This is a genomic window from Bacillus sp. ISL-18, assembly GCF_018613415.1.
In the GTDB taxonomy this organism is placed as follows: domain Bacteria; phylum Bacillota; class Bacilli; order Bacillales; family Cytobacillaceae; genus Neobacillus.
On the sequence record NZ_JAGGQG010000019.1, the window covers coordinates 148,735 to 172,126 of the forward strand.

General features: G+C 39.8%; 22 protein-coding genes and 1 other annotated feature. Of the genes, 8 read left to right on the forward strand and 14 right to left on the reverse strand.

The annotated features are described in order from the left end of the window. The first annotated feature begins 82 nt into the window (after window positions 1-82). Complete coding sequence (locus tag J7E81_RS23915; RefSeq protein ID WP_215046217.1) at window positions 83-1,315, forward strand: NAD(P)/FAD-dependent oxidoreductase; 1,233 nt, start codon at window positions 83-85, stop codon at window positions 1,313-1,315. Between the two features lie 152 nt (window positions 1,316-1,467). On the opposite strand, the gene J7E81_RS23920 is transcribed toward J7E81_RS23915, so the two are convergent. From J7E81_RS23920 to hmpA, 5 genes are all read right to left on the reverse strand, one after another. Next, a complete protein-coding gene (locus J7E81_RS23920) occupies window positions 1,468-1,836 on the reverse strand; it encodes a VOC family protein (protein ID WP_215046218.1) in 369 nt (122 codons plus the stop codon). A gap of 145 nt (window positions 1,837-1,981) precedes the next feature. Then, entirely contained in the window at window positions 1,982-2,962 is a 981-nt protein-coding gene (locus tag J7E81_RS23925; RefSeq protein ID WP_215046219.1) for an ABC transporter permease, read from the reverse strand. Next, window positions 2,955-3,869: an ABC transporter ATP-binding protein gene (locus tag J7E81_RS23930; protein ID WP_215046220.1), complete on the reverse strand. Its 915-nt coding sequence runs from the start codon at window positions 3,867-3,869 to the stop codon at window positions 2,955-2,957. The genes J7E81_RS23925 and J7E81_RS23930 overlap by 8 nt, the downstream gene beginning before the upstream one ends. A gap of 12 nt (window positions 3,870-3,881) precedes the next feature. After that, complete coding sequence (locus J7E81_RS23935; RefSeq protein WP_215046221.1) at window positions 3,882-4,658, reverse strand: SGNH/GDSL hydrolase family protein; 777 nt, start codon at window positions 4,656-4,658, stop codon at window positions 3,882-3,884. Between the two features lie 169 nt (window positions 4,659-4,827). Beyond that, window positions 4,828-6,042 (reverse strand): NO-inducible flavohemoprotein, encoded by a 1,215-nt coding sequence (gene hmpA / locus J7E81_RS23940; protein WP_215046222.1) that lies wholly within the window; start codon window positions 6,040-6,042, stop codon window positions 4,828-4,830. Between the two features lie 219 nt (window positions 6,043-6,261). Between hmpA and J7E81_RS23945 the strand changes: the two genes are divergently transcribed. After that, window positions 6,262-7,110 carry a DegV family protein gene (locus tag J7E81_RS23945; protein WP_215046224.1) on the forward strand — a complete coding sequence of 283 codons (849 nt, stop codon included), beginning with the start codon at window positions 6,262-6,264 and terminating at the stop codon, window positions 7,108-7,110. A gap of 115 nt (window positions 7,111-7,225) precedes the next feature. After that, window positions 7,226-7,819: a YdcF family protein gene (locus tag J7E81_RS23950; protein ID WP_215046226.1), complete on the forward strand. Its 594-nt coding sequence runs from the start codon at window positions 7,226-7,228 to the stop codon at window positions 7,817-7,819. 30 nt (window positions 7,820-7,849) lie between these two features. Here J7E81_RS23950 and J7E81_RS23955 read toward each other — a convergent pair whose 3' ends face one another. Continuing rightward, window positions 7,850-8,410 (reverse strand): GNAT family N-acetyltransferase, encoded by a 561-nt coding sequence (locus J7E81_RS23955; protein WP_215046228.1) that lies wholly within the window; start codon window positions 8,408-8,410, stop codon window positions 7,850-7,852. Between the two features lie 621 nt (window positions 8,411-9,031). Further along, window positions 9,032-10,462, reverse strand: coding sequence for a proline--tRNA ligase (gene proS, locus J7E81_RS23960; RefSeq protein WP_215046230.1), 1,431 nt, complete (start codon window positions 10,460-10,462; stop codon window positions 9,032-9,034). An 84-nt stretch (window positions 10,463-10,546) separates the two neighbouring features. Continuing rightward, window positions 10,547-10,766 (reverse strand) — a binding site (T-box leader). Between the two features lie 102 nt (window positions 10,767-10,868). On the opposite strand from proS, the gene J7E81_RS23965 reads away from it, so the two are divergent. Both J7E81_RS23965 and J7E81_RS23970 read left to right on the forward strand, forming a co-directional pair. After that, complete coding sequence (locus J7E81_RS23965) at window positions 10,869-11,009, forward strand: hypothetical protein (protein WP_215046232.1); 141 nt, start codon at window positions 10,869-10,871, stop codon at window positions 11,007-11,009. A 115-nt stretch (window positions 11,010-11,124) separates the two neighbouring features. Continuing rightward, complete coding sequence (locus J7E81_RS23970; protein WP_215046234.1) at window positions 11,125-12,009, forward strand: cupredoxin domain-containing protein; 885 nt, start codon at window positions 11,125-11,127, stop codon at window positions 12,007-12,009. Between the two features lie 41 nt (window positions 12,010-12,050). Here the strand turns inward: J7E81_RS23970 and J7E81_RS23975 are convergent, their stop codons facing one another. From J7E81_RS23975 to J7E81_RS24000, 6 genes are all read right to left on the reverse strand, one after another. After that, window positions 12,051-12,614, reverse strand: coding sequence for a PepSY-associated TM helix domain-containing protein (locus tag J7E81_RS23975; protein WP_215046235.1), 564 nt, complete (start codon window positions 12,612-12,614; stop codon window positions 12,051-12,053). Between the two features lie 103 nt (window positions 12,615-12,717). Next, window positions 12,718-13,986 carry a sensor histidine kinase gene (locus tag J7E81_RS23980; protein WP_215046237.1) on the reverse strand — a complete coding sequence of 423 codons (1,269 nt, stop codon included), beginning with the start codon at window positions 13,984-13,986 and terminating at the stop codon, window positions 12,718-12,720. 9 nt (window positions 13,987-13,995) lie between these two features. After that, window positions 13,996-14,667 (reverse strand): response regulator transcription factor, encoded by a 672-nt coding sequence (locus tag J7E81_RS23985; protein WP_215046239.1) that lies wholly within the window; start codon window positions 14,665-14,667, stop codon window positions 13,996-13,998. 89 nt (window positions 14,668-14,756) lie between these two features. Beyond that, complete coding sequence (locus tag J7E81_RS23990; RefSeq protein ID WP_251028840.1) at window positions 14,757-15,923, reverse strand: ABC transporter permease; 1,167 nt, start codon at window positions 15,921-15,923, stop codon at window positions 14,757-14,759. Then, window positions 15,901-16,611: an ABC transporter ATP-binding protein gene (locus tag J7E81_RS23995; RefSeq protein WP_251028841.1), complete on the reverse strand. Its 711-nt coding sequence runs from the start codon at window positions 16,609-16,611 to the stop codon at window positions 15,901-15,903. The genes J7E81_RS23990 and J7E81_RS23995 overlap by 23 nt, the downstream gene beginning before the upstream one ends. Next, the gene (locus J7E81_RS24000; protein ID WP_215046241.1) at window positions 16,611-17,567 is read right to left on the reverse strand and encodes an efflux RND transporter periplasmic adaptor subunit; all 957 of its coding nucleotides are present in this window, start codon (window positions 17,565-17,567) and stop codon (window positions 16,611-16,613) included. Before J7E81_RS24000 ends, J7E81_RS23995 begins: the two co-directional genes overlap by 1 nt. A 344-nt stretch (window positions 17,568-17,911) precedes the next feature. On the opposite strand from J7E81_RS24000, the gene J7E81_RS31145 reads away from it, so the two are divergent. Further along, the gene (locus J7E81_RS31145; protein ID WP_215046243.1) at window positions 17,912-19,366 is read left to right on the forward strand and encodes a TerD family protein; all 1,455 of its coding nucleotides are present in this window, start codon (window positions 17,912-17,914) and stop codon (window positions 19,364-19,366) included. Between the two features lie 41 nt (window positions 19,367-19,407). Here the strand turns inward: J7E81_RS31145 and selB are convergent, their stop codons facing one another. Next, window positions 19,408-21,291, reverse strand: a complete 1,884-nt coding sequence (selB, locus tag J7E81_RS24010) for a selenocysteine-specific translation elongation factor (protein WP_215046245.1) — start codon at window positions 21,289-21,291, stop codon at window positions 19,408-19,410. Between the two features lie 141 nt (window positions 21,292-21,432). Here selB and J7E81_RS24015 point away from each other — a divergent pair, with 141 nt between their 5' ends. Both J7E81_RS24015 and J7E81_RS24020 read left to right on the forward strand, forming a co-directional pair. After that, entirely contained in the window at window positions 21,433-21,897 is a 465-nt protein-coding gene (locus tag J7E81_RS24015; protein WP_215046247.1) for a hypothetical protein, read from the forward strand. Between the two features lie 177 nt (window positions 21,898-22,074). Continuing rightward, window positions 22,075-23,379 carry an Nramp family divalent metal transporter gene (locus J7E81_RS24020; RefSeq protein WP_215046249.1) on the forward strand — a complete coding sequence of 435 codons (1,305 nt, stop codon included), beginning with the start codon at window positions 22,075-22,077 and terminating at the stop codon, window positions 23,377-23,379. Window positions 23,380-23,392: the final 13 nt, after the last annotated feature.

Sequence of the window (23,392 nt, forward strand, 5' to 3'; positions counted from 1 at the left end):
TCGCTCTTTTTTTAAATAAATAGAATGTGAATAAATTCACAATATAAAAAAATAGATAAATAGGTTTGGAGTGGGGAGTTAAATGAATAAGCCAAAAGTTGTCATTTTAGGTGCCGGATATGGTGGAATAATCACAAGTAAAAGTCTTGAGAAACTATTAAAATCAGGAGAAGCAGATGTTACCCTGATTAATAAGCATGAATATCACTACATTACCACGCAGCTTCACAAAACAGTAGTTGGGACAGCAGCCGATCGTCAAATTGCGATGTCTATTCCTGAACTAATTAATCCTAGCAAAACTCGATTTCTGCAAGCAGCTGTTTCATCTGTGGATATACATAAACAAGAAGTACACCTTGAAGGCGGCGAGTCAGTCCAATATGATTATCTATTAATCGCACTTGGATTTGAGGTTGAAACATATGGAACACCTGGTATTAAGGAAAATGCTTTTCAAATAAGAAGTTTTCGAAGTTCAAAAGCTATTTATAATCAAATTATTAAACAATTTAACTTATATAAACAAGATCAAGACCCTTCTCGCTTAACTTTTGTTGTTGCCGGCGGCGGTTTTACTGGTGTCGAGCTGCTGGGAGAGCTGGCTGATGGACTGCCAAAACTATGTACCGAACACAATATTCCATTTGAAAAGGTAAAAATCGTGGCAATTGAGGCGGCACCTTCTGTCATTCCATTCTTCCCTAAGCAATCGATTGAATATACAACAGAAGTCTTAGAAAAGATGAATATTGAACTGATTACAGGTAGAAAAATTCTTGAATGTACACCTGAAAAGGTTGTCATAGATCCAAATATCTACATCCCAACCCGGACTTTAATCTGGTCTTGTGGTGTAAAAGGAAATTCGATTGTTCGTAATTGGGGACTGCCAATTGCAAGAGGAAAAATTGAGGTTGATTCGTACCTTCGTGTTAAAAACATGAAAAATGTCTTTAGTCTTGGAGATTGCTCGCTATTTATGAAGGATGAAAAGAATGCACTAGCACCAACTGCCCAAGTTGCCCTGCAGCAAGCACCTGTATGTGCAAAGAATATTATTGCTTCCATTCGCGGAGAATCTTTGAAGGCTTTTGAGTATCATCATAAGGGCTCTGTTGCCTCTATTGGGCTAAAAGTAGGGGTCGGAAAGGTTGGCAATGTCCGCTTATCCGGAGTAATTGGCGGCTTTATGAAATTAGTTATTGAAGCTCGCTATCTGTTTAATCTTGGAGGCCCATCATTAATCCTCAAACAGCATTTTGGGGTTAACCGTGCACCTATTCATGCCGCAACAAAAAGCAAGATAAATTAATTTGTTTCTTTTCCTGGCAGAGGAATCCCCCTCTTCTCTGCCATTGATTTAATAGATCCCAAAAAATGATGGCCTGAAATCCCCCGATAGTAAGGCGTACCCCCGATCCCATAAACTATTGGATCGGGGGTTTTTATTTTCAAGGCATTCTCTTAGTCCCATTCAATAAATTCAAGACGATTGCCAAATGGGTCAAAAACATGAATTCTACTTGCCCCTGGGAGGTTATCATCTTCTGTAAAGGCAATTTCTTGCTCTTTTAGGTGGCTTTTTAAACCTTCTACATTTTCAACGATTAATGCTGGATGTGCCTTTTTAGCAGGTGAAAATGGATCTTCTATGCCTATATGCAACTGAAAGGTACCAAACTCAAACCAAACTCCACCGCGTTTTTTTAACTCATCTGGTTTCTCCACCTCTGTTAATCCAAGGATGTCTGAAAAAAATGCTCTTGCATCATCTTCGCACCCTTTAGGACCGGCAAGCTGCACATGATCAATTTTTTTTATCGCAAATGTCATTTGATCCCTCCTTTTTTCATGTGTCATCACTATTTTATAAAATTAATAATATTCAATCAAATTTTAAGAAATACCTTTTCACTTACCTAAAACTCTCGAAACACACAAAATAAAGCTATTCCCAGAATAGGAATAGCTTCTAAACCTAATAAACATCTTTTTTTGTAAATACCGCGAAAGAAACAAGTAAAGCTACAGCCCACCAAATAAATAGGACCATCATGGAAAAGGACAAATCCATTCCCTCAATCGGCGGGGCTGTCCCTTTCATATAATCCGTTAACCGTAAATTGACCATAAAAAAGTATTTGGCGGATTCCCATGAAGATACCATGTTGCTTAAGATTGCTCCTGATATGAGTGCTGCGAGCATAACCCCCATCCCCGCGGCCGTGCTCCGGATAAGGACAGACAACATGAACGATAACGTACCAACCACGATTGCGACAAACCAAACTAACCCAAAATCCATCAAAAGAAATTTCCAAAGGCTGAGAAGTTTTACATCGGTTGTATTTAATCCTGTATTAGTCACGTTAAATCCTGTCAGGATTGGCGCCCCCCAGCCTTTATAGCCAAAAACTAATCCAGAAATGAGATAAGATAGGATACCAGTAATAGCAATGATTAACGATACCGCTAAACAAAGCGTAATGTACTTACTTAAAAGCACTTTCCACCTTTTAACTGGCCTCGTCAGCAATAGCTTAATTGAACCAAGACTGTGTTCCGAAGAAACTAAATCACTGGCAATAACCATGACCATCAACGGGATAAATAAATCAATAGAATTCTCCAGAAAGATACGCATAAACGTGGGTGCACCAGGCTCTGATGGGTTGATATCATGATCCAAATAATATTGCTGCTGTTGTAATGAGATTTGCAGCTGCTTTTTCCATTCGTCAGATAATCGGCTGCTGCTTAAACGGTTGGTCGTATCGACAATCTGCTGCTGGAGAATCGTGCGCCAATCACTTGTTCCTAATTTTTCCCGCTGTGTCTCAACTTGTTTATATTGGGCATATGTAAATAATAGCACTAATACACCGATGATCAGGGCAATGACCACTAGCCTTTTCTTGGCAATCAGCTTCATCATTTCATTTTGAATTAATTTACTCAATCGAGTCACCCCCCGTTAGTTCGAGGAATAGATCTTCCAACACAGGCATTTTTCGATTAATTTCCGTGACAGAAACCCCTGCCGTCACAAGCTGTTTATTCCATTCCGGTATCTTCTGTTCATCATATTCTGTTACAAATGTCCCATCATCACTTACCTGCATTTCCGTTAATGTACTTAATACCTGTTTCCCTTTTTCAAATGGAGAAACACGCCAGACAGCCCGTTCCCGATTCGCAAGGAGCTGCTCGACTGTATCAATTTTTATAATCGTTCCTTTTGAAATAATCGCAACCCGATCACACAATAACTGAATTTCACTTAACAAATGACTCGAGACAAGAACGCTTAGCCCTTCCTTTTCTGCAAGAAAACGAATGAATTGGCGCATTTCCCGAATTCCAGCAGGGTCTAAACCATTTGTCGGTTCATCGAGAATTAATACCTTAGGCCGTCCTAAAAGGGCTTGGGCGATTCCAAGACGCTGCCGCATCCCCAATGAGTATGTTTTCACTTTATCGTGAACCCGATCCGTTAGGCCAACAAGCTCGGTGACCTCTTTAATGCGCTCCTCTCCGATCCCATCTAGCATACGGGCAAAATGGAGCAGGTTGTTATAGCCTGATAGGTAAGGATATAATTCTGGGTTTTCGACAATACAACCGAGATTGCTCATCGCCTTTTGAAATTGATCCGCAACATTGTAGCCGCAGATTTGGATGTTTCCAGCTGTCGGTTTGATAAGTCCTACCAGCATCCGGATGGTGGTCGTTTTCCCTGCGCCATTGGGTCCCAAAAACCCAAATACTTCCCCTTCGCGCAAATTAAATGTTAATCCTTTAATAATTTCCCGTTTTCCAATGACTTTTTTTAAATTTTCCACAGCTAAGGTAATTTTTTTCTCCATTTTTTCTTCTCCTTACCAGGTAAGCAGTGAGGCTACACGTTCTGCAATTAAACGATACCCTTTTGCGTTCGGATGAAACTTATCGGAATATAGATAATCATTTACTTTTAATTCAAACAAGTCAAATGTTGGCACAAAGACAATTTTTGGATAGGCTGCACTTACCTCGGCGCTATCATAGTTCCAATGACGGACAACCTTTGACATCTCTTTTCCCTGATTTAATTCAATAAATGGATTGTACAATCCAATGAAAAACACATTGGCCGTTTTGTTGTTCTTACGGATTTGCTCAAAGATAAACTTTAAATTAGTTAAATATTTTTTTTCAATGGCAGCGATATTACCAGTTGAATAATCGGTTAATCCTTGACCGCCGCGAAACAAATCATTACCGCCAATCGTTACTAACACGATGTCAGCCTTTTGAATTTGCCGTCCGACTTCTGTTTGCAGGACCTGTTTCCGAAGCTGGTCAGAGGTCTGCCCATTGATACCCAAATTGGTGAGCTGAACCTGCTTCTTTGTTTTTTCTTTTATTTGATCAGTCAGATCCCCAACGTAGCCTTTTCCGGTCTCATCACCAGTCCCCCTGGTTAACGAGTCCCCTAACGCCACAATTGTTAGACCATTTTTGTTCTCCACTTTTTTGCTAGCAGTTTTTGTCATCGGAACATTGTCCGGTTTGTCAGCATAATATTGACCTACTGCCCAGCCAAGTCCAATCAGCCACAGGAGACAAAAGAATACTCCTATGACCGTGAAGGAGCGGATGGTATTCTTACCCATGTGTGACACCCTTTCTGGCCTTTTTCTATTATTTAATCACAGTTGTGGTTTGAAACAAACTTTTGAAGCTTGTGTTTTCTCGTGAAAATAAAAAATTCATTATTTGTTAACATTTCATTTTATAAAAAAAAAAGCCGATTTCCAAATTGGAAACCGGCTAATTCGTTTTCTATTCTTCTAAATTCCCCATTGGTCCAAAGAACTCAAAGTGAATTCTGCTTTCATTGACACCTAATTCTTTTAAAGAACGGTTGATCGCTTTCATAAAAGGAACTGGTCCACAGAAATAAAAATCTGCTTCCTCTATTAGTACATTTTCCTTTAGCCACTCACGAGTTACATAGCCCTCAACATCAAATCGATTGTTTAGGCGGTCCTCTTCGGTAGGAGCATCATAAAACACATATAACTTCACATAATCGAGATTTGATAATTCTTTCACTTCATCGCCTAGGGCATGAACATTGCTATTTGCTGCTGCATGGACAAACGTTACCTGACGTCCAGGCTGCACTTCTACAACTGTTTTCAACATACTCATCATAGGTGTTAAGCCGACCCCGCCGCTTAAAAACACAACAGGAGTCGTCTTTTGAGTATCAAGAATAAAATCACCTGCAGGTGCACTGATTTTAAGTATGTCTCCTTCGCTCACCTTGTCATGTAAGTAATTAGAGACCATTCCATCAGGATTTGCTGTTCCAGCCTCTTTTTTAACACTGATACGGTAATAATCTTTGCCAGGGGCATCTGACAGACTATATTGACGGATATGGGTAAACTTCTCACCGTCTATTTCTAGTTTAATGCTAATGTACTGGCCAGGGATGAAACCGGCGATTTCGGGGTTATCTTCAGGCTTTAAATAAAAAGAGGTTATCACGTCACTTTCGATTACTTTACGATCAACAACAAAATTACGGAAGCCGCTCCAGCCCCCTTGTTGATGTGCAGCTTCATCATACATTTCTGCTTCCACACTGATAAAGGCGTCCGCAATTAAATTGTAAGCTTGTGCCCAAGCATCAATAATTTCGTCTGTTGCTGCATCGCCTAGTACATCCTTAATAGCCATTAACAGGTGTTTTCCGACAATAGGATAATGCTCTGGCTTAATTCCAAGACTTCTATGTTTATGGGCGATTTGTTTAACTACTGGCAGGATAGCTGCAAGGTTATCAATATACATAGCAGCGGCATATACCGTCCCTGCAAGAGCCTTTTGCTGCCTTCCCTGTTTTTGATTGGCATGATTGAAGATATTTAATAATTCTGGGTGGTTTCCAAACATTAATTTATAAAAGCGGGTTGTTATCGTTTCTCCATGTTTTTCTAATACCGGTACTGTTGATTTGATAATATCGATTGTTTTTTGATCTAACACAATGAAACACTCCTTATTTAGTTATCACTATATCCTTAGTGATTATATGAAATAAATTATCGCAACTAAGTGATTCAAATCACACCTTAATATTTTTAAATAACAACTCCCGTAATTTTCACAAAATGTTCAAAGTTTTATATTACAAATATAACTAGTGAAACTGTTTTCAATATAGTAATGTTTACTATATTGAAAGTTTTTAGTGGAGGAAAAAATATGAGCAAAGCAAAAATTGCATGGATTACTGACACAACTGCTTCTCTTAGCAAAGACTTTATTGAGAAAAATCATATATTTGTTATCCCCTTACACGTTGTCATTAACGATGAGTTTTATAAAGAAACGATTGATATAACAGAACAGGAATTTTATGAGCGGATGAAAAACGAGGAAGGAAAGTTTCAGTCGTCTCAACCTTCCATTAACGATTTTGTAGAACTTTATAAAAAAATGAAAGAAGACTATGATTTTGGGATCGCCATACATGCCTCCAGTACTTTAACAGGGACCTATCAGTCTTCCCTAATGGCCGCTAATATGGAGGATTTCAAGTTATTTGCGATCGATTCTAAAATTGGTTCCTATCCACTTTCATTTTTAATAAAAAGAGGAATTGAGCTTGTCGAGCAGGGTGTGGAGGCCGAGAAAGTGGTTGAACATCTAAATGCTTTACGGAGCAATACTCGATTATATCTAGTCCCATCGAATTTGGATCAGCTTCACAAAAGCGGCCGGGTGTCTGGCGGCCAAAAAATCTTGGCCTCTTTATTTAATATAAAACCGATTTTAGCTATAGAAGACGGTGCTGCACAGATTAAAGACAAAGTTCGTACCGATAAAAAAGCGATGTTCTTGCTGGCTTCTAAATTAAGAGAAGATCTTGAAACAAAAACAGTAAAAAAAGTCGCGGTTGTTCATGCGAACGACTCGAAAAAGGCTTCTGAGATTGAAAAATACATTAACGAAAACTTCCCTGGTATTGAAACAGAGGTTTTGATGCTGATCACTGTTGCCGGTGTTCATACTGGTGTCGGGACCATGGGGCTTTCGTGGGTATGTGAGTAAAAAAATAGTAATGAAAGGCTCATGGTATTCATGGGCCTTTTCTTTTTGAATATAAAAAAATGTAATATTATGGTACTATTAAACTGAAACTTAAGTAAAAGTGGGAATTGAGAAGATGAGGAAAAACAAAAGAATGTTATCGCTGATAGGTTTCTTGGTAGTGGTAGGTCTGGTTTATATCGGCATATTACAAGTTAAGATTATCCAATATAGCCATATTAAAGCGCCGAAGAATGCAGATTATTTAATTGTCCTTGGAGCAAGGGTTAAAGGTAAGGAACCATCTAAGGTATTAGCCAGTAGGATCGATGCTGCGGCAAAGTACTTAAAGGAAAATACTGATACACTTGTTATTGCATCCGGAGGTAAAGGTCCTGGCGAAGATATAACGGAGGCGGAGGCAATTAAAAGGGAGTTAGTAAGTCAAGGTATTAACAAATCTCGTATACTACTAGAAGAGCATTCTACGGATACCTATGAAAATATTGAGTTCTCGAAGAAATTCATTCCTCCTAATGCTGAACTAGGTCTAGTAGTAACCAATACTTTCCATATATATCGAGCTCTATCAATTGCTAATTACCAAGGTTTACGTGTGAAGGGTCTTTCTGCTGAGACTCCTTGGTCAGCCGTAATAAAGTCATACTCTCGTGAATATTTAGCCATTACAAAATTCTATTTAGAAAGATATATAATCGGTTTCAAATAAAAAACTCGACGGCGTCGAGTTTTTTATTTATTATTTGATTTTTGCGTAGATACAAGTATCGCGGAGTTCTTGCTGATCGGCAGAAATTCCTTCATTTTTTAATATCCCTTCTAAAGTAAAACCTAATTTCTCAGGAATTGCTCGGCTTTTACTATTTTTACGATCACAAAAGATTTCGACGCGTTTTGCGTTTAGTTCACGAAAGGCAAATCCCGTGATTGCCTTTGCTGCTTCCGTAATATACCCATTTCCGCTTTGTCTGGTATCAATCCAGTAACCGATTTCGAATTTTGGTATATCCCAATTCATCCGGTGTAAACCAGTGGCACCGATAAACTCACCTGTTTCTCGGTTGAAAATATGTAGTCTTAGGTCCTCTCTGGTTAAAAATTTCGCATGCGCTTCACGCATGTTTGCCTCAACCTCTTGCTCGGATTGCTCTCGATTAGCCCAGGGCAGCCACGGTTTCAGTTCATTTATAGATGCCTGTATGGCTCCAAAGACCACTTTTCCATCTCCAGGCATCGGCTTTCGAATATATAATCTTTCCGTATAAATTTCATCTAGAAAATCTATTAAGATTGGTTTCATATAGGTCTTCCCCCTTCTGAATAATTAAAATTCGCCATAAATCTTAAGTTTTCCTTTTTTATAGGAGTTAATTTGAGAGATCTATTGCAAACATTCACTATATTTGACGACCCTAGTTTTTAGAAAAGAATCATGAGGACAGGTTGCTTGGTATCTTCTCTGGGATTGTCCTCATGAACCTGTCATGTGGACATGCTGCTTAGTTTCTTCTCTTAGATTGTCCTCATGAACCCGCCATGAAGACAAGTTGCTTTGGTTTCTCTCTTGGATTGTCCTCATGAACCCATCATGAGGACAAGTTGCACGGTTTCCCCTCTTTGATTGTCATCATGAACCTGTCATGAGGACAATCTGCTCGATTTCCTCTCTAGGATTGTCATCATGAACCTGTCATGAAGACGTATTGCTCGGTTTCCTCTCTGGGATTGTCCTCATGAACCCGCCATGAAGACAAGTTGCTTGGTTTCCTCTCTCGGATTGTCCTCATGAGCCCGCCATGAAGACAAGTTGCTTGGTTTCCTCTCTTGGATCGTCCTCATGAACTCCCATGCCTTCACACGACCGTTCTTATCTATTATAAAAAAAAGACCCTCCCGAAATCGGAAGAGCCCTGCAAATATTTTAGTAAGCCTTAGCCCAATAAACCATTTTGTCTGTTTCTTTACCACAGCAAACACATTTATCAGCCACTTTTTCCTGTTCAAAAGGAATACAGCGGGAAGTTGCGCCAGTATCCTCTTTAATCTTTTCTTCACAGGCTAAATCGCCGCACCACATAGCTTTGATAAACCCTGGTTTTGCTTCAAGGCTATCCTTTAACTCCCCAAGAGTCGTCGCAACCGAAGTTCTCTCTTCACGATGATTTAAGGCTTTATTATAAAGGTTTGACTGGATATCATCTAACAATTCAACCAGTTTTGTTTCTAACTCGTCTAAAGAAACAACAACCTTTTCTAATGTATCTCTTCGAACCAAGACAACCTGCTTATTTTCAATATCCTTAGGTCCGACTTCAAGACGAACAGGAATCCCTTTCATTTCGTATTCATTGAACTTCCAGCCTGGTTTTTTATCACTGGCATCAATATCAACGCGAGCAACAGAAGCTAGAGACTTTTTCAAATCGTAAGCAAAATCAAGCACGCCTTCTTTATGCTGCGCAATCGGAACAATCATCACTTGAGTTGGCGCAGCTTTAGGAGGTATTACCAAACCACGGTCGTCGCCGTGAACCATGATTAATGCACCGATGATTCTAGTTGTAAAGCCCCAAGATGTTTGATGAACATACTGCAGTTTGCCTTCTTTGTCGGTATACTGAATGTTAAACGCTTCAGCAAACCCTGTACCAAAGTGATGGGAAGTTCCGGATTGCAATGCTTTTCCATCATGCATTAAGCTCTCAATCGTAAAAGTAGCCTTGGCACCAGCAAACTTCTCTTTTTCGGTTTTTTGACCCTTTACCACAGGAATGGCAAGAATCTCTTCACAAATAGCCGCATAGACATTTAACATCTTAATCGTTTCTTCCATTGCATCTTCATCCGTTGCATGGGCAGTATGACCTTCCTGCCATAAGAACTCTAATGTCCGTAAAAATGGACGGGTTGTTTTTTCCCAACGGACAACGTTAGCCCATTGATTATATAGTTTTGGCAGATCACGGTATGAGTGAATGATATTACTGTAATGTTCACAGAATAATACCTCTGATGTTGGACGCACCACTAAACGTTCGGCTAATGGTTCAGAACCGCCGTGAGTAACCCAGGCTACTTCAGGAGCAAAGCCTTCAACATGGTCTTTTTCCTTTTGCAGCAGGCTCTCAGGAATAAATAATGGCATATAAACATTTTCATGCCCTGTTTCTTTAATGCGTCGGTCTAACTCGTTTTTAATATTATCCCATAATGCATATCCATATGGACGGATAATCATCGAACCGCGAACACTTGAATAATCAATTAAATCTGCTTTCGTGACAACATCAGTGTACCACTGGGCGAAATCCTCGTCCATGCTGGTTACATCTTTTACAAATTCCTTTGCCATTTTGACACCCCATTATTATTTTTATATCGAAAGAATGATTCAGCCTTTACTCGCTTTTTGAATACAAAAAGACCCTGATCCTAAAAAAGGGACCAAGGCCTGGCGGTACCACCCTAAATTCAAAAAGCAAAAGCTTTAAACTCTCTCGCATGATAACGGATTTTATCCGCATGTATCTTCAAGTAATAATCCGATACAGAACTCGTGAGGCAGGTTCAATTGATTGTCTTAAGAAACCTCACACCAATGGTTTCCTCTCTTGGTAAGACCGCGTCAATTTACTAATCCCCGTCAACGTTTCAAATAGTATTTTTGAAAAAATTATATATTTCTCTATAATAAAAGTCAAATAAATTATGAATTATTCTACTCTTTAGCTAAAATTAGGACAAAAAGGGGTACAAGGATGACAAAAGAAAAGGACGAAATAGCGCAAGAAGAAGCAGAAAAAGAAATATTACTTGAATATATGAAACTTCAAAATGAAGTCTTAAAAAAAATTTATAAAAACACTCTGGATAAAGACAAAAGCGACGGCCACTCTTGATAAGAGTCATAAAACGTTCATATAAATCACAGAAAATACAAATTACAATCTATTCTTTACATTTATAATACTCTTATGTTGTTTAATTATTAAGGCACATAAGAGGAGACAAAGCATGAATATATTTTCGATTATTTCAGCCGCTTTTGTGGCCGTCAGTACGGGCTATTCAATTTATCTAGTTTATCGAAATAAAAGCAAATTGAACAATACGCCAGGAATCCTGGTAAGTATGGTAATTGCTGTGATCACTGGGTTACTTGCCGGAAGTATCATTGGGCTGGTTTCCGGTGAGACCTTCCTGACAGTAGGAATCAGCATGATTATTGGTTTCGTCGTTGGTTTCTTAGCCGGACATCCGGTTGGGATCTTAGCGATTTTGATGGGAGCCATATCTGGTTTAATGGGCGGAATAAATGGCGCTATTCTTGGACTTTTTCTCCAGTATATTAACCCGACAATATTGCTAGGCATCTTATTAGGATTTTATGTTGTCATCATTGGCTTTGTGATGGTTTATATCCATGTGACAACAAACAGCAAATTTTCGATTAACACGGAAGAGCTTTCACCTTTTGCTATAATTGGTGGAGGCATTGTCCTCGTTTCTTTGTTCTTATTTATGTACAGTAGTGATATGGTAAAGATTCCTAGTAAAAGCGCAGCTGCTCAAACTCAAACCTCACAAGCAACTGATACAGCCAAAACGGAAGTAAATGTTACCGGAGATTCTGCCCCAAAGGTCCAAATGCTTGTAACAGATAAAGGATATTCCCCCAACGTGATCCGGGTTAAAAAAGGTGTTATGGTCGAACTTGACATTACCAATCCTTTAGACAGCAGTAACTGCTTATCTACCTTTATGATACCAGATTTAAATATTAACAATATAAAATTGAAGACAGGGACAACAAAACTGTCATTCACTACAGATAAAACAGGTGAATATACATTTAGCTGCGGTATGCAAATGTTTAAAGGGAAGATCATTGTCGAGTAAGACAAACAAGCACACGAGCAAGTCTCGTGTGCTTCTTTTTATCATATATCACTAAACATATCTGTTTGACGTTTTTTTCGTTTCGCTTCCGCACTTAGGACCTTAATGGATAAATAGATTCCCGTACCTGTTAATGCGATCATGGCAAGCGCCACTAAATCTATTAACCATTTAATATTGGTATTGCCAATTCGCCCTTCATGGAGACCGCGGATGATTCCCATAACTGAGGTTTGTCCCATTCCTCCTCTGTTCATTATCATACCAGCTGGAAAGTTCCCATTTCCGCTAAAATTACGGCGTCCTTGAAATTGGCCATTTCGATTAAAATTTCGGTATTGATTCCCAGTTTGTCCTTGTGGTTGACCGGAATTTTGCCCAGAATTTGGCGTCATACCTTGTCTTGCTTGTCCCTGATTGGTCTGACCATTATTGAATTGGCTTTGATTCATTTGACCTGGTTGAAAATTGCCCCTGCCGCCTTCCATTGATGTTTGTCCGATTAACCATGGTTCATTTATCAATAGACCCGTAATCGACTCCATAAAAATAAAAATAGACGCAATTAAACCAATCCATAAATGAGCTTTTCTAGTATTCTTCACCTGTTTTTCTCCCTTCAAATATCCTGAAGTTATAGTAAGTAGACAAACAAATTATGAATCGGTTTCCTTAAGTTTTTCTTAAGATTTAAACAAGCCCCAAAAATTATTTTTGGGACTTCGGAAAGATCATTTCAATTTTTGTTCCTTCACCTAAAACGCTCTGAACCTTTGTTTTACCATGATGTTTTTCGATAATCCACTTAGCAATCGATAAGCCGAGTCCAGCGCCGTCAGCTTCCGTCCGAGCTTTATCGCTTTGGTAAAAACGGTCAAAAATCTTTGGAATGTCATTTTCAGGGATTCCGATTCCTGTATCGTTTACTTTTAGATAGATAGAGGAATGACTCTGCGTGCAGGAAAGCGAGATTTCTCCACCCTCTTTTGTATACTTTATGGAGTTGTCCAATAAAATGACAATTAATTGATGAATCCTTTCTTTATCGCCTATAAACGTAACAGGTTCAGCAGCTTCTAGGCGCAAGGTTTTCTCTTGATACATCGCAAACTCTTCGTACTGTTGAATAATCTCTTTTAAAAGATCATCCAATTGGAATTCTGATTTTTTCATTTCCATTTGATCAGAATCCGACCTCGCCAATGTAAGTAAGTTTGTTACCAGTTTTGAAAGCCGCCTTGATTCCTTTGAAATCGTGGAGATATCGATTATTTTTTCCTGAATCGTTGCCGTTGGTGAGCGAAACAAGATATCTGTTTTGGCCTGAATAACGGCTAATGGCGTTCTCAATTCATGTGAGGCATCGGAAACAAACTCTTGCTGTTTTTGCCATGATTTTTTTATCGGAACCAATGCTCTTCCAGCCAGGAAATAACCGGAAGCAACCGCACAAATAATTCCTACACCGCAGCCAATTAACAGGATTAACAGAAGCCTTTCCAGCAGTTCATTTTCTGAATTCACATTACGAATTACTTGGACTGTAATGTTCCCCAATTCTGGAACTTGAGCCTTAAATGCCACATAGCGAAAAGTAAAATTCTCTACATCGACGTCCTCTAAGGTGCCGTATTTCTTGGGACGTATCCGTTTTTCATTGTCCTGAAATAGGGCTGCACCGCGATCTTGCCCTGCCAACAGCTTCCCCTTTTCATCCCAAATTAACGTAATAATCCGTGGATCTCTTCGCATAAATTTTGGTTCTGTCTGTTCATCCCCATCAGGTTTCCCATCTTGTTTAGACATTTGCTCACTTGGATGCTGGTAGTGATTAACAGAATCCATTAAGGATTGGTTAACATCCTGGTATAGTTTATTATCAGTATAAAAATAAATAATGCTCCCTAATATACTAATTAAAACAATAAATACAATAGAATTGATAAAAGTAAGTCGAATATGCGTTTGACGAAACATATGCTGCCTCTATTCTTCGTTCAGCATGTAGCCCACACCGCGGATCGTTTTAATATCGGTATGGTAGCCGAACGGCTCTAATTTTTTGCGAAGATGATGCATGAACACCTCTACAATCGCAACCGTGGTATCGGAGTCGAATCCCCATACACGATCATATATTTGTTCTTTTGTTAAAATAACTCCCTTATTTTGAATTAAATATTCCAATAGCTCATATTGCTTAGCTGTTAGTTTAATGGATTCTCCGTCGACCAGAATATCACGTTCCTTGCCTAATAACTCGATGCCGCGATATTTAATGGTTTGATCCGTCGTTAAGCTGCCGCTTCTTCTTAGTAACGCCCTGATTCTTGCCTTTAATTCAGCAGCTTGAAACGGTTTTACTAAGTAATCATCACCGCCAAAATCAAGTCCTTTTACGCGGTCCTCTAAAGAGTCTCTTGCTGTCAAGAATAAGACGGGGATTTTTAATCCTTCCTTACGGATCGTCTGCAGTACTTCAAAACCATCGATTTCAGGTATCATCACATCCAAAACAATGACATCATGAATGTTTTGCATCGCTAAGAATAAAGCATCCTCGCCGTTTGAAGCTTGATCAACCTCAAATTCATCGGATAAAAGTTGAACAATAGATTCTAATAATGAAAGGTTATCCTCTACCACCAATAAACGCATTTCTATCTCTCCTTCACATAAATAGCATTCATACCATTATATAGGAAACGAAGCGGACGCAACAGCAGCGCACCGCTTCAATTTCCCAATTATTCATACCTTAATGCTTGAATTGGATTTAACTTGGACGCTTTATTTGCTGGGAATACACCGAATACGACTCCAACTATTAACGAGAACAAGAATGAAAATAGGACAACGTTGGAAGAGAAGGAGACACTCAAACTAAATAGGGATGATACTAATTTCCCGATCCCTATCCCCGAGATAATCCCAATTAGTCCGCCGACACCGCTTAAGACAACTGCTTCAATTAAGAACTGGATAAGGACATCCCGCCTTTTAGCGCCAATTGCTTTACGGATACCAATTTCTTTTGTTCGTTCAGAAACAGATACGAGCATAATATTCATAATACCAATTCCGCCGACCAGCAAGGAAATACTCGCAATACCGCCGAGCATCAATGTCATCGTGTCCGATACGGAGCTCATTGTGTCCATGACATCCTGCTGATTTGTCACACTATAAGAATCAGTTTGAGCTGGGAAAAGGGACGCCATTTTTGTTTCAACTAAATTCATGACTGCATCCATCTGATCTTCACTTTCACCTTTTAAATAGACTGTGCTAATCGTCGTACTTCCTATTAACCGCTGGCCGGTGCTAAGTGGAACGATCACGGTGTTGTCCCCGCCCTGCCCTATTGAACTGCCTTTCGAAACAAGAACACCGACGACTTTATAGGAGGTTCCTTCAATTTGCAGATATTGACCAACAGGGTCTTCCGTTCCAAAGAAAGTTGTCGCCGTAGATGAACCAATGACAGCAACCTTTTGTCTATATTCAATATCCAAATCAGTAATAAATCGTCCTGCACTTACTTTGGTATCACGCACCTCCGAATAGGCAGCATTGGTTCCTGTCATGGTCACCTGAGAAGTTGTCCGGTCCTTTTTAACGTTGACTCGTCCTGATACAACAGGTGATACTGCTTTTACACCATCTAATTTACTAATTTCGCTAATTTTGTCCTCTGTTAAAGCCACATCCGTGCTAAATGTATTAATGGTTAATAGATTTGTCCCTAATTGATTGATTTGACTCGTTACATTTTTTGTAGACCCCTGGGCAATGGAGACTAAAACGATTACAGATGAGACCCCAATAATCATCCCCAGCATGGTAAGTACCGATCTTAGTTTATTTCCTTTGATACTTTTAAGAGCCATTTTAATGGATTGCAAGATGCCCAATGAGCTCACCTCCATTTTCCTGTAATTGACCATCCTGGATACTGACCATTCGTTTTGCTTGTTTGGCAATGTCAAGGTCATGAGTAATGAGGATAATCGTATGGCCCAATTCATTTAGTTGTTTCATAATCTGCATAATTTCCTTACTTGTTTTACTGTCAAGGGCACCAGTTGGTTCATCGGCTAACAGGATAGCTGGATTACCTGCAAGTGCTCTGGCAATAGCAACCCGCTGCTGCTGTCCGCCCGACAGCTGTGTTGGCAAATGACCGGCCCTCTCCTTTAATCCCACTTTATCCAAAGCTTCGAAAGCTCTCTCCCTTCGTTCCTTTGTGGATACCCCGGCATATAATAACGGAAGCTCCACATTTTCAAGTGCCGTTAATTTTGTCAGCAGGTTGAAGTTTTGAAAAATAAAGCCGATTTTTTGATTTCGGATCGTCGCCAATTCATTGTCATCCATTCTAAAAATATCCTTACCATCCAGGAGATATTTTCCGGACTGTGGTTTGTCCAGACATCCGATCATATTCATTAAGGTTGATTTACCCGAACCTGATGGGCCAATAATCGCCAGGAATTCTCCTTTTTGAATTTCAATGGAAACATCATTTAAGGCATGGACGATTTCTCCGCCCAGTCTGTATGCTTTCTTTAGGTTACTAATTTGCATAATCGGTTTAGTCATTAGTTTCTACTCCTTCCACTAAACTGTCCAGTACCGCTGCTGCGATACATTCCTCTCATACTACTTGTTCCTCCCATACCACTAAATAAACTATTTCCTTGTGTTGTAGTAGTTATTGTACTTGCTTTCGCTAATTTTGGAAGTAGTACGGTATCTCCCGCTGCGAGCCCTTCTGTTATTTCTACATAATCTTCATTGGCAATGCCTGTTTTTACAGTTTTCTTTGTCGTGTTTGAAGTATCATCTGATGAAACAACATTGACATATTTTTTACCATTTGACGAATGGACCGCATCAAGTGGAACATAAATGACATTTGGTTTACTTTCAGTTAGTATACTAGCCTCCACGCTCATACCTACTTTAAGGTTAGCAATTTTATCGATCATAATCGTAACGGTAAACGTAGAAATTCCATTTGAAGAAGTACCTTCTTTCGAAATATCGGTAACCTTACCTGTATACTTCTCGTCAGGGAATGAACTTACTTTTAAATTGACCATTTGTCCTTTTTGGATTTTAGAAATATCAAGTTCATCAATTTGAACAGCTGTTTCCAAGCCACTGTAGTCCGTTACATGGGCGACCACTTGTCCGGAAGTAACACTATCTCCTGCAGAAACAGATAGTGATGTTATTTTCCCAGCTGCAGGTGCTGTGATCGGGTCACTCCCATCCGTGAATGTAATCAGTTCATCACCTTTGTTTACCTTTTCGCCTGTCCCAACTAATACTTCATCAATTTCATCATTATTAAATGTAGACATAATGTCTTGACTAGTAACTGCCTGAACAGTTCCGGACCCACTGATATTGACAGCTAAAGTTCCTTTTTTCACCACGGCCGTACGTTCTTGTGATGATGTAGTCTTGGCACTTGTTTTTACTGCATACCATTGATAGCCCGAGAAACTAACGACTACGGCAGCCACCGCTATTAAAATCCATTTTTTCATCTGTGCTGGCTCCTTTTCTAATACGGTTTTCATTTGAATAAGCCTATTATTATCTTAGTTTCTTAACTTTTCCTTAAAGGAATGAATTGACGGTCATTTTCTCCTAAATTATGGTTAAAAAAGTGAAGTTTATGAAAAATAATGATCGCAGTATCAATCATACCCTTTAAAAAGAAAGCACACTGTTCGACCGGGAACAGTGTGTTTTTACTTATTTGCTTGAAACTTTTTAACGAGTCATTCGTAAATACTAAAGAAACGATCTTACGTGGACTAGAAATTTTTCCCTTTTTTGATTTACCTAGTATAATCTACATAGAACATATGATGAAGGAGTGAAAATTGTGGGTGTTACTCTTAGCAAGGGGCAAAAAGTTGATCTAACGAAATCTTACCCCGGTCTGAAAAATGTGGTTGTCGGATTAGGCTGGAATATTAGCCAGCTGGGCTCTAATTTTGACTTGGATGCTTCCGCCTTTTTATTAGGACCTGCGGGGAAAGTGAACAGCGACCAAGATTTTGTTTTTTATAATAACCCTTCAGGGGGCAATGGTTCCATTATTTATAGTGGTGATAATCGGGTCGGTTCAGGCGTCCGTGATGATGAACAAATTAAGATTGATTTGGAAAAGGTTCCAGACCATATCCACCGAATTGCCTTTACGATTACGATCCATGATGCACAAGTAAAACGGCAAAATTTTGGACAAATCTCTGATTCTTACGTTCGGATTTTTAACGAGCTTACCAATGAAGAATTATTGCGTTTTAACCTAGGAAAAGATTTTACCGTTGAAACAGCGATTGTTGCAGCAGAGCTCTACCGCCATAACGGAGAGTGGAAATTTAATGCCATTGCCAGTGGTTTTCAAGGTGGATTAGCAGCTTTATGCCGAAACTTTGGAGTTACCGTTGATGACCCGCCTCAAGAATCCCAGGTTCAGCAGACAAATTACCAGCAGGATTTGAGAACTCAACCTTCTAACACAAATCCTTATCAACAAAATCAGCCGAACTATGATCCCTACCAGCAAAACCGGGTCAATCCAAATACAAACCAACAGCGCTTTTCTCTTCAGCCCGATTTGACGCAACGGCAGCCTGCCTATGGGTATCCGCAGTCGCCCCAAGCGGCACCGCCAATTTCCAGTCATTCTGTTTACGGCGGAGATGAGATTATGTGCCCACGCTGCCATTCGACCAGTGTGACAACGGGAAAAAAAGGATTTGGTTTAGGCAAAGCCGCCATCGGTGGTTTAATTCTTGGACCGGTTGGTTTACTTGGTGGTTTTATAGGGAAAAACCAATTGAAATTTTCTTGTAATCATTGCGGTAATGCATGGTCCCCTTCCCAAACAGATTATGTGGAATGGGCAAATAATCAAAAAAGAAAGGCTCAAGAATTGTTCAATCGGTATAAAAGTCAGGACCTTCTGGATGCTGTCACAGCTGCCTGTGCGTTAGTGGCCATGGCAGATGGTTATTTAGATCCAGCAGAGCGGCAAAAAATGATTGAATTCGTCCATCAAAGTGAAGAATTACGCGTTTTTGATACAAATAAGGTTATTCAAAAATTCAACCTATTTGTATCACGGATGGAAAATGACCGTATGATGGGTCGTGCCGAGGCTTTTCGTGCCCTTGGAAAAATGAGGACAAAACCTGAAATAGCTCGATTAGTGGCCCGCTATTGTATTGCGATCGGCTATGCGGATGGCAACTTTGATCAAAATGAACAGCAAATGGTTGCTGACATTTGCCGGGAGCTTGGCCTAAATCCAACCGAGTTTCTATCTTAACAAAAGCCTCCAACCCATTAGGGATGGAGGCTTTTTCCTGATTATTTTTTCCAAACACGTTTATTTTCGACACGCTTGGTAAGTCCTTTGGCGTCCAATCTTTCTAAAAATGGGATCATGTATTTTCTAGATAAGTCGAGGACATCCTTTGCGGCTCCCACCTCAAACTCGTCACCCGTCCCCTTTTGCAGTTTTTCAACCGCTTCCCTGAAGACATCTCCATGGTAAGCAAATTGGTCATCAAGCTGTACCAGTAAATGTTGGTCTTCAAGAAATTTTCTTAAATCATATTCGATTGATTCGGGAATTCCGGCAGCAGAAAAATAATCTCTTAGATAGCGTACCTTAAGCCCATCCTTTTTGAGATCTTGGAGGAGATTTTCTGCCCGTTTTGCCCAGCTTTTCGGCACATGTGGTACAAATCCTGCAAGAGAAACAAATTGTTCTTTTCTCTTAAACGCCCCACTGGTAATTCCATTTTCGACAACATAATCAAGCAAGGATTTCGGAAATCTTTTTTGCAGCGATTGTAAAAGTTCCGCTTTATTCATTCCTGCCTTCATTGAATAGTTTTGATGGTACTCTTGCAAAACATCAAACATGTCTTCTTCAATTGAATCGATTAGGAGTTTAAGTGTATATTCCTTCCCATTATAGAGTACAAATTCCGGGTGAGCTAAATGTTCCATTAATGTTGAGTCATCCAGGGCAGTCCGCTTAATCAGTTCCGTTAACAGAAGGCTTTTCGCATCCATGAGTGCGGCGGTAATCCGTTCTCTAGGCGCGCCTGCTTTCTTTTTTTCTAGCTCTTCGATCGTCTGGTTCCCAAACCGATATTTATTCGCTCGCGGGTCGATCACCCAGCCGCCGCCAATGGTTTCCTGAGGACTTGGACGCCGTAAAATGAAACGATCCCCCCGCTTGGTCAAAATCTCTTCTTCAAGTCGAAGCTGACAAAGGATATCCCCGTTTTCTTCTTTAATTTCATTTCTGTCGAAGAACACAATCCGGCCCATGACCTCCGCTGTTCCAATATGCAGCTTGATCGGCATCCTCTGTTTGACAATATGTTCAAGGTCCTCAACAACTCGAATGGCGACATCCACTGTTTTGGATACAATGAAATGTTCGGATGACACTAAAACATCGCCGCGTTGCAGATCTTCCTTCGATACATTTGATAAGTTAATCGCTGCCCTTTGACCAGCATAGGCCTTTTTTGCAGGATGATGATGGACCTGTACTTGCCTTGCTCTTACTTCAAGACCTTTTGGCATGATTTTTAAAACCTGTCCTTCTTCGACGGTTCCTTCATATACCGTTCCGCGAACAACCGTCCCTTGGCCTTTTACTGTAAATACCTGGTCTATCGGCAGACGAAAGGCTCCTTTCGCATCACGCATCTCTAGGCCCTTTAACGTATCTATGATTAATTCTATGATTTCAGGGATTCCTTTTTTGGATAAACTATCAACTAAAACAAAGGGGGCATCCTCAAACACGGTCCCAGCAAGCTCACCTAGAATATCATCTTTCACCAGTTCAATGAATTCTTCATCCACTCGATCTATTTTTGAAATGGCTACGATTCCATTTTTCACGCCTAAAAACTTTAAAATGTCGAGATGCTCCTTCGTTTGCGGCATTACCCCTTCATCTGCGGCCACCACGAGGACTACTAAATCAATCCCAGCTACGCCGGCTATCATTTGACGGATAAACCGTTCATGTCCAGGAACATCAATAACAGAAATTTGAATTTCTTCGTCTTCATAAAGGGGCGCAAAGCCCAATTCAATCGAGATTTGCCGTTCCTTTTCTTCCTTTAACCGGTCCGTATCCACATTGGTTAATGCTTTTGTTAAGGAGGTTTTCCCGTGGTCAATATGGCCGGCCATCCCAATCGTAAAATAACGTTTTTCCAAGATTAACACCTTCTTAATCGTTCTACCATTCTACTGTAGCCTTAAATAGGCATTTATACAAGCGAACTTTTTTAAAACAAAATGCCTCTTCTTTCACGAATCCTCCACATTATTCATGTCCACTGGTAAGGAGGATATGCTATGTTGAGGATACTACACTTAAACAACAAGGGACGAAGACAAATGAAAAAAATAATGATAACAATGCTTACTTCTTTCATCCTATTAGCCGGCTGCCAAAGCACTGACACAAAGGCAAGCGAACCAAAGCAAGCCCATCCACAGCACAAAATAGCAATCGTAACAAAGTCTGCCCAAGCATTTCCTTATCCAAATTTGCTTGCTCAAGACGAACGGACTTATTCTCTATTAGTCATAGGAAAAAGCAAAGAACAAACTCCGATTGAAAAAAATCAAAAGGTCACCGAACATGTAAAAAACATCTTGAGTTTACCTAGCCAGGAACTAGCCCAAAAAGCATATCCCGAGCTTAAGATTAGTAAAACCGTTTCCTATATTCTCTTCAACCACACGAGGATTGTTCATCAAGCAAAAAACCTATCAGAACTAATCAGTTTTCTACAAAAAAATCCTCCAGCAAACTAAACCAGAGCATTCTGGTTTTTTTATTTTTAAAAAATACTATTAAAATAGGCAAAAATATACACAAATATTGTGAAATTTATTATAATAAAACTAAAGAATTTGCACGAGTGCAACATTTGTTGATTAGCGAACAAACCTTGCGCCTATGAAAAACAAATGAAGAAAGGTTGGTGTCTTATGAGTCAGTCAGATTCCTTTGCAGTCGATAAGGCTCGAGCCGCAGAATTAAAAACAGTTTCTGCTGCAAGGGATGCCATAAATGGAAAAGTAAAAGGCATCCGGGCCTTATTGCCCTTCCTTGGACCAGCTTTTATTGCTTCAATTGCATATGTAGATCCGGGAAACTTTGCCACTAATATACAAAGTGGTGCCCGTTTTGGTTATAAAATGCTTTGGGTTATTGTCTTAGCGAACTTGATGGCGCTGCTCTTACAGAATATGTCAGCCAAGCTTGGCATTGCTACTGGCAGGAGTTTACCTGAAATATGCCGTGATCGGATGCCAAAATGGCTCACGATGATTATGTGGATTGTCTCAGAATTTGCCGCTATGGCGACGGATCTTGCTGAATTTTTAGGAGCAACACTGGCACTAAATTTACTTGCCGGTATACCTATGATCTATGCCACAATCATCACAGGGGTAGTAACCTATTTAATCTTAATGCTTGAAAAATTCGGCTTCCGGCCGTTAGAGAAATTTATCGCTGCTTTCGCTATGCTAATTGGTTTATGCTACTTGGTGGAAACGATACTGTCACGGCCTGATTTTTCGCAAATTGCTTATCATAGTGTGGTCCCATGGCTCGGTAATAATGAAAGTATTATGTTAGCCGTCGGCGTTATTGGGGCAACCGTTATGCCGCACGCAATCTACTTACACTCAAGCTTAACCCAGAATAGAATCGTGCCAAGAAATGATACAGAAAAAATAAAGATTCAAAAATTTAGTACAAAAGAGATTATCATTGCGATGACATTGGCGGGCTTCGTTAATCTGGCTATGATGTATATGGCGGCCTCTGTTTTTAATACAACAGGTCAAAGCGATATTGCAGACTTGACCACTGCCTACCATACCCTTACACCGTTGTTAGGCGCAGCCGCCGCTAGTGTTTTCCTCGTTTCATTGCTTGCTTCTGGTCTTTCAAGTTCAGTTGTCGGAACAATGGCGGGTCAAGTGATTATGCAGGGATTTGTGGGTTTTAGCATTCCGTTATGGATACGCCGGTTGGTAACCATGCTTCCAACTGTCATTATTGTAGCACTTGGAGTCGATCCAACCCAGACACTCATTATTAGCCAGGTCATTCTAAGTATTGTATTACCCTTCCCGGTTATTGCCTTGATTTATTTCACGCAAAAGAAAGATTTAATGGGTGTACTAACCAATAAGAAAATTACTACTGTCCTTTCTTCCCTCTTTGCCATCATCATCCTTGGCTTAAATATTTGGATGGTTTTGCAAATAGTAATGGGTTGAACAAAGTAGAATA

What these genes read in the sequence shown, in the direction of transcription:
- J7E81_RS23915 (WP_215046217.1), top strand. Translation starts at nt 83, where the DNA reads ATGAATAAGCCAAAAGTTGTCATTTTAGGTGCCGGATATGGTGGAATA.
- J7E81_RS23920 (WP_215046218.1), bottom strand. Translation starts at nt 1,836, where the DNA reads ATGACATTTGCGATAAAAAAAATTGATCATGTGCAGCTTGCCGGTCCT.
- J7E81_RS23930 (WP_215046220.1), bottom strand. Translation starts at nt 3,869, where the DNA reads ATGGAGAAAAAAATTACCTTAGCTGTGGAAAATTTAAAAAAAGTCATT.
- J7E81_RS23935 (WP_215046221.1), bottom strand. Translation starts at nt 4,658, where the DNA reads ATGGGTAAGAATACCATCCGCTCCTTCACGGTCATAGGAGTATTCTTT.
- J7E81_RS23945 (WP_215046224.1), top strand. Translation starts at nt 6,262, where the DNA reads ATGAGCAAAGCAAAAATTGCATGGATTACTGACACAACTGCTTCTCTT.
- J7E81_RS23950 (WP_215046226.1), top strand. Translation starts at nt 7,226, where the DNA reads ATGAGGAAAAACAAAAGAATGTTATCGCTGATAGGTTTCTTGGTAGTG.
- J7E81_RS23955 (WP_215046228.1), bottom strand. Translation starts at nt 8,410, where the DNA reads ATGAAACCAATCTTAATAGATTTTCTAGATGAAATTTATACGGAAAGA.
- proS (WP_215046230.1), bottom strand. Translation starts at nt 10,462, where the DNA reads ATGGCAAAGGAATTTGTAAAAGATGTAACCAGCATGGACGAGGATTTC.
- J7E81_RS23965 (WP_215046232.1), top strand. Translation starts at nt 10,869, where the DNA reads ATGACAAAAGAAAAGGACGAAATAGCGCAAGAAGAAGCAGAAAAAGAA.
- J7E81_RS23970 (WP_215046234.1), top strand. Translation starts at nt 11,125, where the DNA reads ATGAATATATTTTCGATTATTTCAGCCGCTTTTGTGGCCGTCAGTACG.
- J7E81_RS23980 (WP_215046237.1), bottom strand. Translation starts at nt 13,986, where the DNA reads ATGTTTCGTCAAACGCATATTCGACTTACTTTTATCAATTCTATTGTA.
- J7E81_RS23985 (WP_215046239.1), bottom strand. Translation starts at nt 14,667, where the DNA reads ATGCGTTTATTGGTGGTAGAGGATAACCTTTCATTATTAGAATCTATT.
- J7E81_RS23995 (WP_251028841.1), bottom strand. Translation starts at nt 16,611, where the DNA reads ATGACTAAACCGATTATGCAAATTAGTAACCTAAAGAAAGCATACAGA.
- J7E81_RS24000 (WP_215046241.1), bottom strand. Translation starts at nt 17,567, where the DNA reads ATGAAAAAATGGATTTTAATAGCGGTGGCTGCCGTAGTCGTTAGTTTC.
- J7E81_RS24015 (WP_215046247.1), top strand. Translation starts at nt 21,433, where the DNA reads ATGTTGAGGATACTACACTTAAACAACAAGGGACGAAGACAAATGAAA.
- J7E81_RS24020 (WP_215046249.1), top strand. Translation starts at nt 22,075, where the DNA reads ATGAGTCAGTCAGATTCCTTTGCAGTCGATAAGGCTCGAGCCGCAGAA.